Below are 16,146 nucleotides of genomic sequence, written 5' to 3'. Positions count from 1 at the left end.
TTATTAACGTTATTCAAAAGAAAATCCTGTATTTCTACAGGATTGATAAAATTTCAGTTACATATGAGATTTCAGATACCAAATTTTAAACTGAAAAAAGATATCAAGTGAAATCAAGACTTCAGCTATGAGATTTCAGACATGGTATTTATACTAAGGTTCCATATCTCCAAATTGAAATGCTCGAAACTCTTTACTTATAGCTGGTCTCATGTACTTTTACCGCTCTTCCGCTTGGATCGTTCATTTTTTTGAAAGCTTCATCCCATTCTAAAGCGATAGGGGTGGAACAGGCTACTGAAGGAACCGATGGAACCGTTGCTGCTGCTGTCTCACTTGGAAAATGCTCTTCGAAAATTGTTCTGTAGCGGTATTCTTCTTTGTTTTGAGGTGTGTTTAATGGAAACCTGAATCTTGCATTGGTCATCATTTCATCAGTGACCTCTTTTTCAGCAACCTCTTTTAATGTATCGATCCATGAATAGCCCACACCGTCCGAAAACTGTTCTTTCTGTCTCCAGACAATAGATTCCGGAAGAACATCTTCAAAAGCTTTTCGTAATATCCATTTCTCAATTTTCCCTTCTGCTACGTTGATCATTTTGTCTTTTGGATTGACGGTCATGGCAATGTCCATAAATTCTTTATCAAGGAAAGGAACCCTGCCCTCAATTCCCCAGCTCATTAGAGCTTTATTGGCTCTTAAACAATCATACAAATGCAGCTTGCCCAGTTTTCTTACCGTTTCATCATGAAATTCTTTGGCGTTTGGAGCCTTATGAAAATACAGGTATCCCCCGAACAGCTCATCCGAACCTTCTCCGGAAAGCACCATTTTGATCCCCATGGATTTAATTACTCTTGCCAGAAGATACATCGGTGTGGAAGCTCTGATAGTGGTCACATCATAAGTTTCCAGATGATAGATTACATCACGTACGGCATCCAATCCTTCCTGAACGGTGAAATTAACTTCATGATGTACAGAACCGATATGGTCCGCAGCTTTTCTTGCCGCAATTAAATCAGGAGATCCTACCAACCCTACAGCAAAACTGTGAAGCCTTGGATACCATGCTTCCTGGGTATCACCGCTTTCAACCCGCTGTCTTGCAAATTTTGCAGTCACCGCTGAAATAACGGACGAATCCAGGCCTCCGGAAAGGAGAACCCCGTAAGGAACATCGCTCATCAGCTGTCTGTGAACGGCATCTTCAAGGCCTTTTCTTATTTTTGAAATATCAGTTTCGTTGTCTTTTACGCTGTCGAAGTTTTCCCAGTCTCTTTTGTACCATTGCTGAAGCTCTGCTCCATCAGGGCTGTACACAAAATGTCCCGGAAGAAAAGTTTCTATGGTTTTGCATATGCCTTCCAGCGCTTTTAATTCGGAAGCGACGTAATAGTTTCCGTTTTTATCCCATCCCTGGTAAAGAGGGCAGATCCCCATATGATCACGGGCGATCATATAAATTCCTTTTTCTATATCATAAAGGGCAAATGCAAAAATTCCGTTGAGCTTTTCAATGAAGTCTTTTCCATATTTTCTGTAGAGGGCGAGGATCACTTCACAATCCGACTGGGTCTGAAATTCGAAATCCGGAAACTCTTCTTTTAATTCTCTATGGTTATAGATCTCTCCGTTCACTGCCAAAACTACTTTTTCGTCCTTGGTGAATAAAGGCTGCTTTCCTGAAGTAGGATCTACAATAGCAAGCCTTTCATGAGAAAATACGACTTTGTCATCCTGAAATACACCGCTCCAGTCAGGGCCGCGGTGACGGATTTTTTTTGACATTTCTAAAACCTGAGGTCTTAATATTTCGGTCTTTTGTTTGGCATCAAACAAACATACAATTCCACACATATTGTTTTACTTATTTGAAGCAAAATTAGCTTTGATGTTTAAAAATAACAATAAAAAATAATTAAAAGTTAATATTTTTAACTTAATAATTTATTTTGGCGAAAAATATTAATAATTCAGGCTAATTATCACAGATTTAATTGATTTTTTTCGTTAGAGAAAATAGAGTTATTATTACCTTCTATACAAAATTAAAATGAAATAATTATTAATATATGGTAATTTATTATATGAATTTTAGCCCTTACTTTGTGGCTCGAAATAATTTTTTTTCATCATTTGTGTTTTTACCTTCTTGCAATTCTCTTTGCAAGAAGGTTTTGTTTTATTGGGATCCAAGTAAAATTCCCGAAACATTCCACGAACTGAAGCTCGTACCTTCCGTTGCTCCCTGGGGGATCTTTATTTGTATTGTGTGCTTTCCTGCATTCAAATCTCCAAGAGGAATGAAGTTCGGATTGGTAACTGTTCCCGGGCACCAGTTGGATCTGCTGAGGTCTGATGAAGAAAGTCCGTCCGGAAAATTCCCTGATGCCGGGTTATAAAGCCGGTAAGAACCGCAGTCTGATCTCCAGGGTACAAAAGAAAACGTCATTTTCCCATCCAGAAATATAGAATTTGGTTTGGGAATAAATTCATCTCCGTTTTCCCAGCCTCCGTGTCCGGTAGTGATGTATCTCAGCTGAGCATTCTTTAAATCTTTTTCTAATATAAATTCTACAAAGAGTCCTTTATCCTTATCAAACATCGTTGAATAATCCTGACCTGCCATCTCCATGATATTTAAAGTGTTAAAAAGAGGAATCGCCGCATTATTTTTATAAATATTCTGGTCACTTCTATGAATAGTGATCTCAAGATTTATTTTATGACCGCCTTTATCATAATTACCGATAAAAGTACCCACCCAGAGTTCCTTTTCAGAAAGAGAAGGCTTCAATTCTGTGATATCCTGTCGGAACGGACTTACGGTCTGCCAGTCTTTTCCTTTCAGTTGGATATGATTGAATTTCTGAATTCCAAAAGCAGTAAAAAATCGCATCATCTCTATTGCAGGACTGTAATTTTTGGTAGTTGCTACTCCATAATACTGCTTTCCGTTTCCGTTATCATAAACAGGAAGTGTTTTAGCTCCTTTTTCAAGTCCGTCAAAAAATGAGGTTTCTTTATCCTGCGGAACAAAAAAAACAGTTCCTGTTCTGTCGTAAGCATCTCCGTTGGATTGCTGCTTCACTTCGACAAAAATATTTTCGCCTTCTTTAATGGAAGGGAATTTTATTTTTTTGAGAATGATGGTTCCGTTAGCAAATCTCTTTACCCGCTCATCTGATTTAGATTCATCTGAAAAATTGATGGTTTCATTTTCAAAAACTTTCAGTGTGGTAAAACGGCTTTTCCAGAGAAGATCTTTGTAACCCAGCAGATCGGTAGGGAGTATTGAACCTTTTAAAGTACGATCAATATCCGTTTTTTTTACTTTTTTAATGGAACGCGCAGTAATCAGCGAATTTTTATTTCTTTCGATTTCCAGCACCAATCCCAGGTTCTGTCCTATAACAGATGGCCCGCCATGAATTTTTAAATCATGGGTATACCAAACCTCGATTGTATTGGAATTGATCTTCGTCACTGCTTTTTTACAGGTATAGCCCAGAATATTTTTCGTTTCATTGATTAATTCAAATGTCTGTTTTCCTATAGATTCGGTATCTGAAGAAGAAATAATTTCTCCCGGTTTCAGGAAAGCATAAGAAACGACTGTATTGGAAGGTTTTTCGACTTTGGTGATCTCAAATGGGTAATCACTTTTCTGTTCTCCGATCTTATTATTCAGAATAAAATTATCTTTTCCGTCCGCCCAGACAAGAGTAGGGGACTGTTCCGTAAGAACTTTCCCGTTATAAGAACTGGTATATTCAATTTCATAAGTCTGTGCATACGAAAGGCAGCAACATAGAAATAAAACAAAGAAGCTGAATAGAATTCTTTTATTCATAAATCTGGTTTTCCGTAAAGTTAATTTTCAAATTTCCGGCTGGATTTGCAACAGTTTACGATATTATAAGTAGGGATTAAAATGCAGATGTTACAAACCGTTTTTTAATATGGAGAAAAAAATATATCCATTGGCTGATTTTTTTAATAAAAAAGCTGCTCCGGATAGAGCAGCTGTATATTGTAGATGAGTCAGATAAATTAAGAAACTCTTTCGATCAGTGCCATATAGAATCCGTCGTAACCATGGCTAGGCATTACTTTATCATCTTTAATCAGCTTATAGCCTGAATTGGTTTTCAAGAATTCTTCTACCTGTAAATTGTTTTCAGAAGGCAGGATAGAACATGTAGCATACACCATTTTTCCGCCTACTTTAAGCATCTTGGAATAATCCTGAAGAATCTGTTGCTGTTCCTTTTTGATTCTGTCGATAAAATCCTGGTCAATTTTCCATTTACTGTCCGGGTTTCTTTTTAAAACACCAAGTCCGGAGCACGGAGCGTCGATCAGAAGTCGGTCCACTTTATCATGAAGACGCTTAATCACTTTGTTGTCAGAGATCATACGGGTTTCGATATTGTGTGCTCCCGCTCTTTTTGCACGGCGTTTCAGTTCAGCCAGCTTCCATTCGAAGATATCCAAAGCTACGATCTGACCTTTATTTCCCATCAATGCAGCTAAGTGAAGTGTTTTTCCGCCTGCACCTGCACAAGCATCCACAACCCTCTGTCCTTCTTTCACATCAAGGAAGTACCCGATCTTCTGTGAAGATGCGTCCTGAACCTCAAATAAGCCTTCTTTAAAGGCTGTTGTAAGAAAAACATTCTTTTTTTCTTCAAGCTGAACAGCATCCGGGTAATTTTTTACCGTGTAAGCCACTACACCCTCATCTGAAAGATCAGAAATAAGTTCTTTTGGAGTGGTTTTAAGGCTGTTTGCTCTTAATACGGTTGGAGCCTGCTCGTTTAAAGCCTGCATTTCCTTTTCCCAACCGGGACCTAATTCTTTTTCCAAAGTTTCAGCCAGCCATTCAGGAATAGAATGTTCGATAGCTTTCGTAGGAACAGTGTTCTTTTTAAGCTTAGTAAGGATATCCGCGATTTTAATTCCGTCGAATTCTTCAAACTTTTTGTAATTGGTCTTGCTCCAAAGCAGGTACGCAATCATCAGTTTATATATATTGGTCGGTTTTACACCTTCTCCCATATAATATTCAAGACGTTTTTTCCAGCGGATAATATTATAGAAGATCTCAGAAACAACAGCTCTGTCTTGGCTTCCCCATTTTCTGTGGGCTTTTAAAAGTCTTTCGATCACCTTATCGGCATATTTATTTTTCTCGAAAAATGTTTCCTGTAAAGCATCGTGAATTCCGATCGCTAGGTTTCTGTGAATAAGTTCCATAAAATTGCTTCGCTGTTTGAATCTGCAAAAGTACGAATTATAGTTGAGAGTTGTAGAATTCAAGTTTTAGGAGTGGGAGAGTCTAAGGGTTTTAATGTTTCAAAGCTTCAGTTTCGAAGTACGAGATTTTGGATCTGAATCATTCACCACTCACGTGCAAGCAAATTTACCATTGGGATCTTCCCATCTCCCCCTAATCCCTGTCTTCTGTCTCGCGTCTGAATCTGAAATCTGAAACAAAAATCCTACCTTTGCAAAAAATAAAAGATATGAGTGATACTATACTTTGTCCAAAATGTGGCTCTGAATTTACTTATCCAAGTGAAAATAATATGATGACCTGTTCGCAATGTTTTTACGAATGGAATCCTGAAGACACGACTTCTGAAAGTTCTGGCGAAGGAAAAATATTGGATTCAAACGGAAATGAGCTCCAGGATGGAGATTCTGTGGTGGTAATCAAAGATCTTCCTGTAAAAGGGGCGCCAAAACCGGTAAAAGCCGGAACAAAAGTGAAAAACATCCGTCTGAGACCGGACAGCGATCATAATATCGACTGTAAAATTGATGGTTTCGGGTCTATGGCCTTAAAATCAGAGTTTGTGAAGAAAGCGTAAGGTTTATCGCAAAAAATAAAAAAGGAAAAGATTGGACAGTGTAATCTTTCAAAGACTTAATTGCAGGGAGGTGCTAATGTCCGTCTCAGGGCAGAAAGAGAATTAACCAAAAATTTCCTTATGCTGTGGAAATACAAATGTAAGAAAAAGTTTTAAACAGCTTCTTAGATTTGTATTTTTTTTATCCACATATTAACAATAACTGTAACTAAATGTATGAGTTATGAAGGTTTGGTGTGATAATTTTTTTCGGATTTAGACAAAAGAAATTTTGATACTTTTTTCTACTTTCTCGTCTGTATAGACAATAAGCTCTTTATTTTGAATCCTGATCTTATTCCAGTAATGGTTTCCTGCAAATCTGCTTTCCAGGAGTTCGGCTTCAATTCCGTTTTCAGAAATTTTTATCTCCTTGGGATAATATGAAAATTTAGGAAGCTGGAACTCTGCTTTTTCTTCTTCACTGAATATATTCACTTCACCAAAAAGTTTGGCGACATAAGAATTATAAGGATATTTGTAGGTTTCTTCCGGGGTATCGTTCTGGATCAGTCTTCCATCCTTCAGAATGACAATTTGGTCAAGCCAGGGCATAATATCCTGAAGTTCGTGGGTAGAAATAATTAAAGAGATCCGATGCTGTTTCACATACCTGAACAGTCTTTCACGAAGTTCTATTTTTCTGGGAAAATCCAGATTACTGAAAGGCTCGTCTAAAATAAGCAGTTTCGGCAATACTGAAAGTGCTCTGGCAATAGCAACCCTCTGCTGCTGACCTCCGCTTAAATATTTAGGAAGTACATGGGCGAATTCCTGAAGTCCTACCACTTCCAGAAGTTCCATAACCGTTTCTTTTTTTTGAGCTAAATTGATATTGGAAATAAATTTCCCTACGTTTTCTGCAACAGTAGCGTAAGGCATCAGATCGAAATTCTGAGCTACCAGTTTCATTTCAGCTTCCCCGGGAACAAGATTTCCTTTAGGTCCCAAAAGTCGGTTTCCATTAAAAATAATCTCGCCGCTTTCCCAGTCAAGCAGTCCGTAAATCAAGTTAAGCAATGTAGATTTTCCACAGCCACTTTCTCCAGCCAGTGCAATGATTCTGCCTTCCTCAAAACCCAGATTAAGGTTCTGAAACAAGGGGTTATCTTTGGTGTGGGAAAAATATAAATTGTTTATTTCTAAAAGCATAATACAAATGTAAGGTTTTTATGAAAAAATAATTTTTTTTATTATATTAGCGGAAGTAATAAAAATATATCAAAAATGAGAAAAAAACTGTTTTCACTAGCTATTCCTGCTTTATTTGTTGCAGCGGTAGCGGTTTCTTGTAAAAAAGACAAACCGATTACCAGCGAAAGCAATGAAGTGACAACTACAAAAGACGGGAATCAGTATACGGTGGACACATTGAACAGTAAAGTGGAGTGGAAAGGATATAAAGTTTTCAAGTCCGAAAGTACCAGTCATTTTGGAACGATAAAGTTTGAAAGCGGTGATGTTACGATAAAAGATGGGAAGCTTGAAAGTGGAAAATTTGTTGCTGATATGAACTCTCTGACATCTGTAGATCTTAAAGATGACGCTGATCAGTTAGGAAAACTGAATGGCCATCTTAAAAGCGGCGATTTTTTTGAAGTGGAAAAATTTCCTACTGCTTCTTTTGAAATTACAAAAGTGACCCCAGCCATGGAAGGAGATTACAATACACTTTTGGATGGGAATTTAACCATTAAAGGTATTTCAAAACCGGTTCAGTTTAAAGCTAATGTTTCTGTAAAAGACGGAGAGGTAAGTGTAGCTACTGAGCCAAAAGATATTAAAAGAGAAGAGTTTGGCGTAAAGTTCCAGGCTCCTGCTGAAAACGGAGTGATTAAGGATGAAGTAACTCTTCAGATCAACGTTAAAGCTTTAGAAAAGAAATAATTTTTTTATTTAAGTGAAATAAGTGATTGAAGTCTGCCTCCCGCAAAGGGGCAGATTTTTTTATCACAGATTCATTATTAAACTTAAAAAACGTATTTTTGCAAAACATTTTGAAAGGGTAAAACAATGATAGAAAAGATAGAAGAACTACTTACCGAAGTAAACAGCTTCAATGCTACGTCTAAAGAGGAAATTGAAAACTTCCGGATCAAGTACAATGGTAAAAAAGGTGTTCTGAATGATTTTTTTGAAAAATTTAAAGAAGTTCCAAACGACCAGAAAAAGGAATTTGGGCAGAAGATCAATTCTTTGAAGCAGGCCGTTGCAGGGAAATTGGAAGATCTGAAAGATGCTTCCCAGTCTGCTATTGTCACAGAAAAAGAAGATCTTACAAGACCGGCTTTTCCATTGGATCTTGGGTCAAGACACCCGATAAATCTGGTGAAAAACAGGATCATTGAAATTTTCAAATCTATTGGTTTTGCAGTAGCTGATGGTCCTGAAATAGAGGACGACTGGCACAACTTTACAGCGCTCAACCTCCCTGAATATCATCCCGCAAGAGATATGCAGGATACTTTCTTTATCGAGCAGAATCCGGATATTCTTTTAAGAACACATACGTCTTCCGTACAGATCCGTTATATGGAAGAAAACCAGCCCCCGATCAGGATCCTTTCTCCGGGAAGAGTATTCAGAAATGAGGCAATTTCTTCACGCTCGCACTGTATATTCCATCAGATTGAAGGTTTGTATATTGATGAGAATGTAAGCTTTGCAGATCTTAAGCAGACAATCCAGTTCTTTACCACTGAGCTTTTCGGAAAATCCAAAATCAGAATGAGACCGTCTTATTTCCCGTTCACAGAGCCTAGTGCTGAAATAGATGTATATTGGGGACTAAATTCTGAAACAGATTACAGAATTACCAAAGGAACAGGATGGCTAGAAATCATGGGGTGCGGAATGGTAGATCCTGCGGTTCTCAAAAATGTAAATATCGACTCTGAAAAATATTCAGGATATGCTTTCGGAATGGGGATTGAAAGAATTACAATGCTTCTTTACCAGATGAGCGACATCAGGATGTTCTTCGAAAATGATATCAGAACCTTAGAGCAGTTTAAATCACTATAAAAATTAAACCTCCGGAATCTCCGGAGGTTTTTGTTTTTAATTACTGACCTAAGAAACAAAACGTAATTAAAAACGAGATTATATTGAAAAATTACAACGTGACCGTCTTCACAGAGGTTTATTAATTTTATATTAATTTTTTCTTTTCCGGAATTTTGTCACACTAAGTGCAGTCGAAACATTACACTTATTCCTGATATCTTTATTACTCTTTACTTTTGCTGTTATTAATAAGACAGCTGAAAATTAAAATATATTACATGAGAATAAAAAATGTCTGCAATATTTTTGCAGACATTTTTTATAAATCAAAAGAGACTGATTATCTTATTTGTATTTTAAAGGATATTTTACATTTTTAAGGTTTTCAATACTTGCTTTAAGGGAGCCTACAGCCAATTCTGCTTTCAGAAGCATAGGAATGTGATTGGCATCGTTGGTTACCCACATCGTTACCCCTTCTTTTTCTTTGAAAACCCTTCCGCTTTTTACAGACGGGATAATTTTCAGACAGTTAATGGTCCCGAACTTGGTTTTTAGATCTTCTGTTCCTGTCACTTTCAGCTGAAATGGAAACATTTCATCATCAATCCATACATTCATATTAATCACTGTTCCTACCTTTAATTCATTTGTACTTTTACTTCTCAGGTAATAGAAACAGGAAAGCATATCCTGAACTCCTTTTACAGATTTAAGTACTTTAGAACCATTGGCAGGGGTCTTTTTATCCGTTAAGATCAGTGTATGGTTATTATGGTTAAAGACAGTTTCAAAATGCTGTCGGTAACTTCCTTCACGTACATTTCTTACGTAAAAGCTTGGCAGGCCGGTTTCTGTGTTAATAAAACTTTCGTATAAATCTTCTACTTTAAAGAAGGCTTTTACAGCGCCTGTCGTCTGTCCTGTGCCTTTAACGTACAGATGGGGAGTTCCCATGTAGTTTGTTTTCTTTGTGGTAAGATTGGCGGTTCCGGCATTCAGGATCCCATAATGGATTCTAAATGTAATAGATTCACCGTCAGCAATATTATCAATCTGAGCATGGCCCAACAGGAACATAAATATTGCGAAAAGATTTAAAATTTTCTTCATGATATGACATTTAACAAAAACATTGCCAAATTTAAGATCCTTAACTATTTACAGAGATTTGATAAATCTCAGGTTTTTATTTAGAATCAATTAAATATGCTTCGCATTAAAATTAGTAAATTTGCAGCTACATGTATAATTAAATTATCTTTTATTATGATAACCACTGATATATTGATCATAGGAGCCGGACCTACCGGGCTTTTCGCTGTTTTTGAAGCAGGTTTATTAAAAATGAAGTGCCATATTATCGATGCACTTCCGCAGCCAGGGGGACAGCTAGCAGAGCTTTATCCGAAAAAACCTATTTTCGATATTCCGGGATATCCTTCAGTGAATGCTGGAGAATTAGTAGATAATTTGATGGAGCAGATCAAGCAGTTCCAGCCTGGATTTACCTTAGGAGAAACTGCGGTTTCTTATACAAAAGTGGATGATGAATGGTTTGAAGTGATTACCAACAAAGGAACGGTTCACAGATGTAAAGCTATTGCCATTGCCGGTGGATTAGGAACTTTTGAACCTAGAAAACCTACTTTTGAAAATGTTGCTGATTATGAGGAAAAAGGGCTTGAATATTTCGTTAAGGAGCCTGAACATTTCAGAAACAAAAGAGTAGTGATTGCCGGAGGTGGGGATTCTGCTCTCGACTGGAGCGTTTTCCTTTCTAATGTTGCAAGCGAAGTTACTTTGATCCACAGAAGAAATGAATTCAGAGGAGCTTTGGATTCTGTAGAGAAAGTTCAGGATCTTAAAAATCAAGGGAAAATTAAATTAATTACACCTGCTGAAGTTACCGGTATCAAAGGTGACGGAAAAGTAGAAGCAATCACGGTAGAAATTGAAGGACAGGAAGCGTACGATATTGAAACGGATTATTTCATTCCTTTATTCGGACTGACTCCAAAATTGGGAGAGATTGGAAACTGGGGACTAAATATCGAGAAAAATGCCATCGTTGTAAATAATTCACTTGATTACCAGACGAATATAGATGGTATTTATGCCATCGGCGATATCAATACCTATCCGGGGAAACTGAAGCTGATCCTTTGCGGTTTCCACGAAGCGACTTTGATGTGTCAGAGTGTTTACAACAGACTGAATCCAGGTAAGAAATTTGTACTAAAATATACAACAGTAAGCGGCGTAGACGGATTTGACGGTAGCCGTAAAGAAGCAGAAAAGGCAGTTGTGAAAAAAATTGACTAATTTTGCATTATTATGTCAGATATTAATATAAAGATCACGGATCGGGAAGGGGTAACCCATGATGTTGTAGCACCTACAGATATGTCTATGAACCTGATGGAGATCATCCGTTCTTATGAACTGGCGGAAGAAGGTACCATCGGAGTATGCGGGGGAATGGCGATGTGCGCCTCATGTCAGGTATATGTGATCAATGATCCGGGCCTTGAGCCTATGGGAGACGAAGAAGATGCTATGCTGGCGGAAGCTTACCATGTAAAAGACAACAGCAGATTGGGATGCCAGCTGCATATGATGGATGCTATGGAAGGTCTTGAAGTGGAGATTGCTCCTTATCCTTAGAAAATTTTATTCAAATCTTAATAGAAACCCGTTCGAAAAATCTGAACGGGTTTTGTTTTATAATATTATTATCATTTTATTTTGAATAACATTTCTCTTTTAATTGTAATAGCAACTCCAGCCATTTTCCTATTAATGTTGTAGTTATTCATATGAAATTAAAAAAGGTTTAAACTTTTTCTTTTGAAATCCACTTCCCAACAGTAGGCGCCTGATAATTCCTCATTTTATCCAAAAGCTCATCAATATTTTCGCTTATCAGAAGCATATCCCTGTTAATCTGCTTTAAAAAGTCTTTATCAACCATATTCTGAACCAGGCTGATCAGATCATCATAAAATCCATCAATATTCAAAATCCCGATTGGTTTCTTATGAAGTCCCAGCTGTGCCCAGGTGATCATTTCAAAAAACTCTTCCAGAGTTCCATAGCCGCCGGGAAGAACGATCACACCGTCACAAAGATCATTCATTTTGGTTTTTCTTTCGTGCATGGTTTCCACGAGGATCAGTTCCGACAGATTTTTATGGGCAATTTCTTTGGATTGCAGAAAGTGGGGAAGAATTCCAATAACTTTTCCATTTTCATGTAAAGCTCCATCTGCAACGGCTCCCATTAAGCCTACATCTGCGCCGCCGTATATAAGCTGAATATCTTGTTTTGCCAATGTTTGTCCCAGAAGGAAAGCCTGTTCTTTAAAAATATCATCTGAACCGAAACTTGAACCGCAGAATACTGTTATACTTTTCATTATTGTAAATCTTTTTTAACCATTAAGAGAGTGAAGTCATTAGGAAAGTTAAGAAGAAATATTAAGAATATTTTAAGGCTCAGTCACACATTCTTAATAATCTTAAAAACTTAATAAAACCTTAATGTTTCAAATTAAAAATATCCAAAATCATACGACTTTGGATATTCAATATAGCAATTTTATCTTTTTTATTTTAAAGGAATATTCGCTAAAATATCTTTAGTGAAACTCCAGAATTTCTGTGCAGAAGGAATATTAGCTTTCTCGTCCGGAGAATGCGCACCTCTGATCGTAGGTCCGAAACTTACCATTTCCATTTCTGGATAATTGGCTCCGATGATTCCGCATTCCAGTCCTGCGTGACAAGCTACCACATGAGGCTTTTCTCCGAATTTTTCTGTGTAGATCTTTTCCATCAGCTGTACGATTTCAGAACCAGGTTTCGGTTTCCATCCAGGATAAGATCCACTGAATTCAACATTCATTCCGGCTAATTCTGCTACAGATTTTAACTGTTCTGCTACCGAATACTTAGATGAATCTACAGATGATCTGGTCAGGTTTAAGATTTTAAGCTCACCGCCTTTTAATTCCACTCTCGCCACATTGTTGGATGCTTCTACAAGATCTTTTACATCCGGACTCATTCTGTAAACCCCATTGTGAAGAGATTTTAAAGTAAGAATGATCTTCCTGGAATCTTCCTCGGAAACAGCCTTGTCAGAAGTAGTAGAATTTTCAATATTGATATGGATACCAGGCTCTACCGTAGCAAACTCTTCTAAAATTTCTTTTTTCAGAATTGTGGACGTTTCTATAAATTCCTGAGCATTTCTCACAGAAATAAGTGCCGTAGCTTCTCTTGGAATTGCATTTCTCAATCCGCCTCCGTCTATAGAGACCAATTGAATATTCTGGTTAGCTAAACCGCTGTAAAGAAGTCTTCCCAAAATAATATTGGAATTTCCGAAACCTTTGTGAATGTCCATTCCGGAATGTCCTCCCTGAAGGCCTTTCACTTCAATTCTTATAATTTGCCCTTTTGCTGCTTCTGTTCCATAATTTTGGGTAATGGTTACATCTACACCTCCGGCACAGCCAATATCAATTTCATCATCTTCTTCTGTATCCAAATTTAATAAAATTTCTCCTGTAAGCTGACCAGGCTTTAAACCTAGCGCACCCGTCATTCCTGTTTCTTCATCGATCGTAAAAAGGGCCTCCATAGCAGGATGTGGAATATCTGAACTTTCAAGGATTGACATGATGGTTGCCACTCCTAAACCGTTATCAGCACCCAGAGTTGTTCCTTTTGCCTTTACCCAGTCTCCATCTACCTCCATTTTGATGCCTTCTGTATCAAAATCAAAATTAACATCGCTGTTTTTCTGGCATACCATATCGAGGTGCGACTGAAGGACAACAGATTTACGGTTTTCCATGCCGGCAGTGGCAGGCTTCCTGATGATCACGTTTCCTACTGCATCTACTGTAGTTTCCAACCCTAAGTTTTCACCAAATTCTTTGATGAAAGCAATCACTCTTTCTTCTTTTTTAGACGGTCTCGGAACTGCATTTAATTTGGAGAAATTCTTCCAGATAATCTGCGGTTCTATATTAGATAATTCCATGAAATTTTATTTTTATCAAAATTACAAAATAAAAAATGCTTCCGTGAATCCGGAAGCATTTTTATAAGGAGCATAGAGGTAAATTTATTTTTAGCCCTATTGTTTTTTAACATCCGCATTCCCCATAAATAGGAATTGTTTCCACAGTACCATCCGGTTTTTCAATCGTCAGGGTACCTTCGAATAATAAAGCCTCTTCGCTTTTTATTTTTTTGCCCCTTACGGAGATTTTGTAGTTGTCGCTTTCAATTTCTTTTGTCAGTTCTTCATCAACTTCCATATCGCTTGATGAAATAAGATTCATTGCTAACCTTTTCCCGTCAAGTTTCATATAAGCTGTTTTTCCGGCATCGTCAGCGTAGATATACTTTTCTGCTTCAAAATCAGCTTTATTTCTTGCAAAATAGCAGGAACATTCTTTGATCTCTTTTGGAAAAGGAATGATGTCAACCTGTATTTTTCCGGATACTGCTCCTGTTTTGGCAGAATCCTTCGTAATGGTTAAAGAATCTGTAGAGGCATTATCCTTAACGGTTTCCTTGTCTTTTTTACAGGCGGTCAAAAGAAATGCTGAAAAGAAAATGATTAGATATTTCATTGTTTGTGGTTTTTTATGTTTAACCTCTTGCTCTTTCCAGAAGAACCATCATCAGTAATGATAAGATCACTAAACTTTCGTCTTCGTCATCAATATCGATCAATCTGTCAAGCTGGAATCTTCTTCCGAAGAATGAAGGCATTTTTTTAAGTTTAAAATATTCCTTTCCGTCGATACCTCTTACAGTATAAGCCGGGTTAAGAAAATAACCTGTAAACATTCCAATAAGTGGAATCTCACTGACCATTCCATCAAAGAATTTTGTCCATCCGTTATCTTCTGTAACGGTAAATTTGGGTTGGTCATTTGAATCCAGAATATCATAACTGGATTTCCAGAGAGAACGCATTCCTTTTCTTGCCAGTCTTCCGTAATTTTTGTTATCGGTAAGGTCATTTAAAGAATAAGATGCATTAAAATCGATCCATTGATTGGCTTTGATCCTGAAAAGCTCCTTAGATTTGCTTTCATCATTGAAAACAATAACATCTTCCTTCAGCTTGAACATTTTCTGACGAACATACGCTACATAGTTTCCGTTTTTATCAGTAATATTGAAGTCACTTGATAAAGTTGAAATTTTGAATTTGAAATCCAGTGGATAGTTTAGGTTTTTAAGTACCATTAGTTTATTTTTTTCATATTAGAACCCAAAGATAGAGGTTTTTTTAGAACCAAGAATCATGAGCCAAGAGTCAAAAGCGAAGATTTTAGATATCAGATGGCAGACATGGGAGATTACTGCTAGTTGCTTTGAGAATCTCAACTACCGGATACTGTTGGTTTTTTATATTCCGGATTTACTGGCTCAAATTTTAAAACTTTCCAACCCTAGGACGCTCACACCTGTATTTCTAATTACTCATAATTTCTAACTCCCAAACCCCAAAAACACTCTGATTCTCTCACTCTGAAATACATCCAATTCTCAACAATATTCCTTATTTTTGTACTTATGGATTACCCTAGTAAAGTTTTAGCAAAAGCGGTAGACGAAATTTCAGGGCTGCCCGGAATCGGGAGGAAAACAGCTTTGAGATTGGCGCTGCATCTGTTAAAACAACCCAGTTCCAGAGCGGTAGGTCTTGGAAACTCATTAATCAACCTTGTTAACGATATAAAATACTGTAGAGAATGTCACAATTTTTCAGATTTTGATGTTTGTGAGATCTGCAGCAATGAAAAAAGGCACAGCGAACTGATCTGCATCGTTGAAGATGTACGTGATGTAATTGCCATTGAAAATACAGGGAAGTTTACAGGGAAATACCTTATCTTAGGTGGGAAAATATCACCTATGGAAGGCGTTGGACCCAACCAGCTCAATATACCGAGTATTGAAAGAAAGGTGAATGAAGGCGGAGTAAAAGAATTTATTTTTGCATTAAGCGCCACGATGGAAGGGGATACAACAGCCTATTATATCTACAAAAAATTTAAAAATTTTAATGTCAGTTTTTCAAGTATTGCCAGAGGAATCTCAGTAGGAGACGAGCTGGAATACGCGGATGAAGTATCTTTAGGGAGATCTATTATTAACAGGTTGCCATACAACGAAAAGGATTAGA

The 16,146-nt window shown here is 37.3% G+C and carries 15 protein-coding genes; 6 read left to right on the top strand and 9 right to left on the bottom strand.

Annotation, left to right across the window (positions count from 1 at the left end; all coding sequences use genetic code 11):
- Window positions 1-193 precede the first annotated feature (193 nt).
- The 3 genes from asnB to J2T03_RS08725 all read right to left on the bottom strand — a co-directional run bounded on the left by asnB (window position 194) and on the right by J2T03_RS08725 (window position 5,266).
- The gene (asnB, locus tag J2T03_RS08735; protein ID WP_307210758.1) at window positions 194-1,864 is read right to left on the bottom strand and encodes an asparagine synthase B; all 1,671 of its coding nucleotides are present in this window, start codon (window positions 1,862-1,864) and stop codon (window positions 194-196) included.
- Window positions 1,865-2,189: 325 nt separating this feature from the next.
- The gene (locus J2T03_RS08730) at window positions 2,190-3,860 is read right to left on the bottom strand and encodes a GLPGLI family protein (protein ID WP_307210755.1); all 1,671 of its coding nucleotides are present in this window, start codon (window positions 3,858-3,860) and stop codon (window positions 2,190-2,192) included.
- A gap of 200 nt (window positions 3,861-4,060) precedes the next feature.
- Window positions 4,061-5,266, bottom strand: coding sequence for an RsmB/NOP family class I SAM-dependent RNA methyltransferase (locus J2T03_RS08725; protein ID WP_306844027.1), 1,206 nt, complete (start codon window positions 5,264-5,266; stop codon window positions 4,061-4,063).
- 269 nt (window positions 5,267-5,535) lie between these two features.
- Here J2T03_RS08725 and J2T03_RS08720 point away from each other — a divergent pair, with 269 nt between their 5' ends.
- Window positions 5,536-5,883 (top strand): zinc ribbon domain-containing protein YjdM, encoded by a 348-nt coding sequence (locus tag J2T03_RS08720; RefSeq protein ID WP_306844029.1) that lies wholly within the window; start codon window positions 5,536-5,538, stop codon window positions 5,881-5,883.
- Between the two features lie 255 nt (window positions 5,884-6,138).
- Here the strand turns inward: J2T03_RS08720 and J2T03_RS08715 are convergent, their stop codons facing one another.
- The gene (locus J2T03_RS08715; RefSeq protein ID WP_307210752.1) at window positions 6,139-7,074 is read right to left on the bottom strand and encodes a sulfate/molybdate ABC transporter ATP-binding protein; all 936 of its coding nucleotides are present in this window, start codon (window positions 7,072-7,074) and stop codon (window positions 6,139-6,141) included.
- A 75-nt stretch (window positions 7,075-7,149) separates the two neighbouring features.
- Between J2T03_RS08715 and J2T03_RS08710 the strand changes: the two genes are divergently transcribed.
- Both J2T03_RS08710 and pheS read left to right on the top strand, forming a co-directional pair.
- Window positions 7,150-7,809, top strand: a complete 660-nt coding sequence (locus J2T03_RS08710; protein ID WP_306844032.1) for a YceI family protein — start codon at window positions 7,150-7,152, stop codon at window positions 7,807-7,809.
- A gap of 126 nt (window positions 7,810-7,935) precedes the next feature.
- A complete protein-coding gene (gene pheS / locus J2T03_RS08705; RefSeq protein ID WP_111955668.1) occupies window positions 7,936-8,946 on the top strand; it encodes a phenylalanine--tRNA ligase subunit alpha in 1,011 nt (336 codons plus the stop codon).
- 327 nt (window positions 8,947-9,273) lie between these two features.
- On the opposite strand, the gene J2T03_RS08700 is transcribed toward pheS, so the two are convergent.
- Window positions 9,274-10,041, bottom strand: coding sequence for a DUF3108 domain-containing protein (locus J2T03_RS08700; RefSeq protein ID WP_306844033.1), 768 nt, complete (start codon window positions 10,039-10,041; stop codon window positions 9,274-9,276).
- A 156-nt stretch (window positions 10,042-10,197) separates the two neighbouring features.
- Here J2T03_RS08700 and J2T03_RS08695 point away from each other — a divergent pair, with 156 nt between their 5' ends.
- Window positions 10,198-11,253 carry an NAD(P)/FAD-dependent oxidoreductase gene (locus tag J2T03_RS08695; protein WP_306844035.1) on the top strand — a complete coding sequence of 352 codons (1,056 nt, stop codon included), beginning with the start codon at window positions 10,198-10,200 and terminating at the stop codon, window positions 11,251-11,253.
- Window positions 11,254-11,265: 12 nt separating this feature from the next.
- Window positions 11,266-11,595 carry a 2Fe-2S iron-sulfur cluster-binding protein gene (locus J2T03_RS08690; protein WP_116012195.1) on the top strand — a complete coding sequence of 110 codons (330 nt, stop codon included), beginning with the start codon at window positions 11,266-11,268 and terminating at the stop codon, window positions 11,593-11,595.
- 169 nt (window positions 11,596-11,764) lie between these two features.
- Here the strand turns inward: J2T03_RS08690 and J2T03_RS08685 are convergent, their stop codons facing one another.
- From J2T03_RS08685 to J2T03_RS08670, 4 genes are all read right to left on the bottom strand, one after another.
- The gene (locus J2T03_RS08685; protein ID WP_307210750.1) at window positions 11,765-12,346 is read right to left on the bottom strand and encodes an LOG family protein; all 582 of its coding nucleotides are present in this window, start codon (window positions 12,344-12,346) and stop codon (window positions 11,765-11,767) included.
- Window positions 12,347-12,537: 191 nt separating this feature from the next.
- Window positions 12,538-13,980: an aminoacyl-histidine dipeptidase gene (locus tag J2T03_RS08680; RefSeq protein ID WP_307210747.1), complete on the bottom strand. Its 1,443-nt coding sequence runs from the start codon at window positions 13,978-13,980 to the stop codon at window positions 12,538-12,540.
- Window positions 13,981-14,086: 106 nt separating this feature from the next.
- On the bottom strand, window positions 14,087-14,578 hold the full coding sequence (locus J2T03_RS08675) for a hypothetical protein (protein WP_307210743.1): 492 nt from the start codon (window positions 14,576-14,578) through the stop codon (window positions 14,087-14,089).
- A gap of 19 nt (window positions 14,579-14,597) precedes the next feature.
- Window positions 14,598-15,203 carry a hypothetical protein gene (locus J2T03_RS08670; protein ID WP_306844042.1) on the bottom strand — a complete coding sequence of 202 codons (606 nt, stop codon included), beginning with the start codon at window positions 15,201-15,203 and terminating at the stop codon, window positions 14,598-14,600.
- A 330-nt stretch (window positions 15,204-15,533) separates the two neighbouring features.
- On the opposite strand from J2T03_RS08670, the gene recR reads away from it, so the two are divergent.
- Window positions 15,534-16,145 carry a recombination mediator RecR gene (recR, locus tag J2T03_RS08665; protein WP_307210741.1) on the top strand — a complete coding sequence of 204 codons (612 nt, stop codon included), beginning with the start codon at window positions 15,534-15,536 and terminating at the stop codon, window positions 16,143-16,145.
- The last annotated feature ends 1 nt before the right edge of the window (window position 16,146 follow it).

Source organism: Chryseobacterium lathyri (assembly GCF_030812195.1).
Taxonomy (GTDB): domain Bacteria; phylum Bacteroidota; class Bacteroidia; order Flavobacteriales; family Weeksellaceae; genus Chryseobacterium; species Chryseobacterium lathyri_A.
The sequence above is the reverse complement of the archived record's forward strand: the minus strand, read 5'-3'. Positions and strand labels throughout refer to the sequence as shown.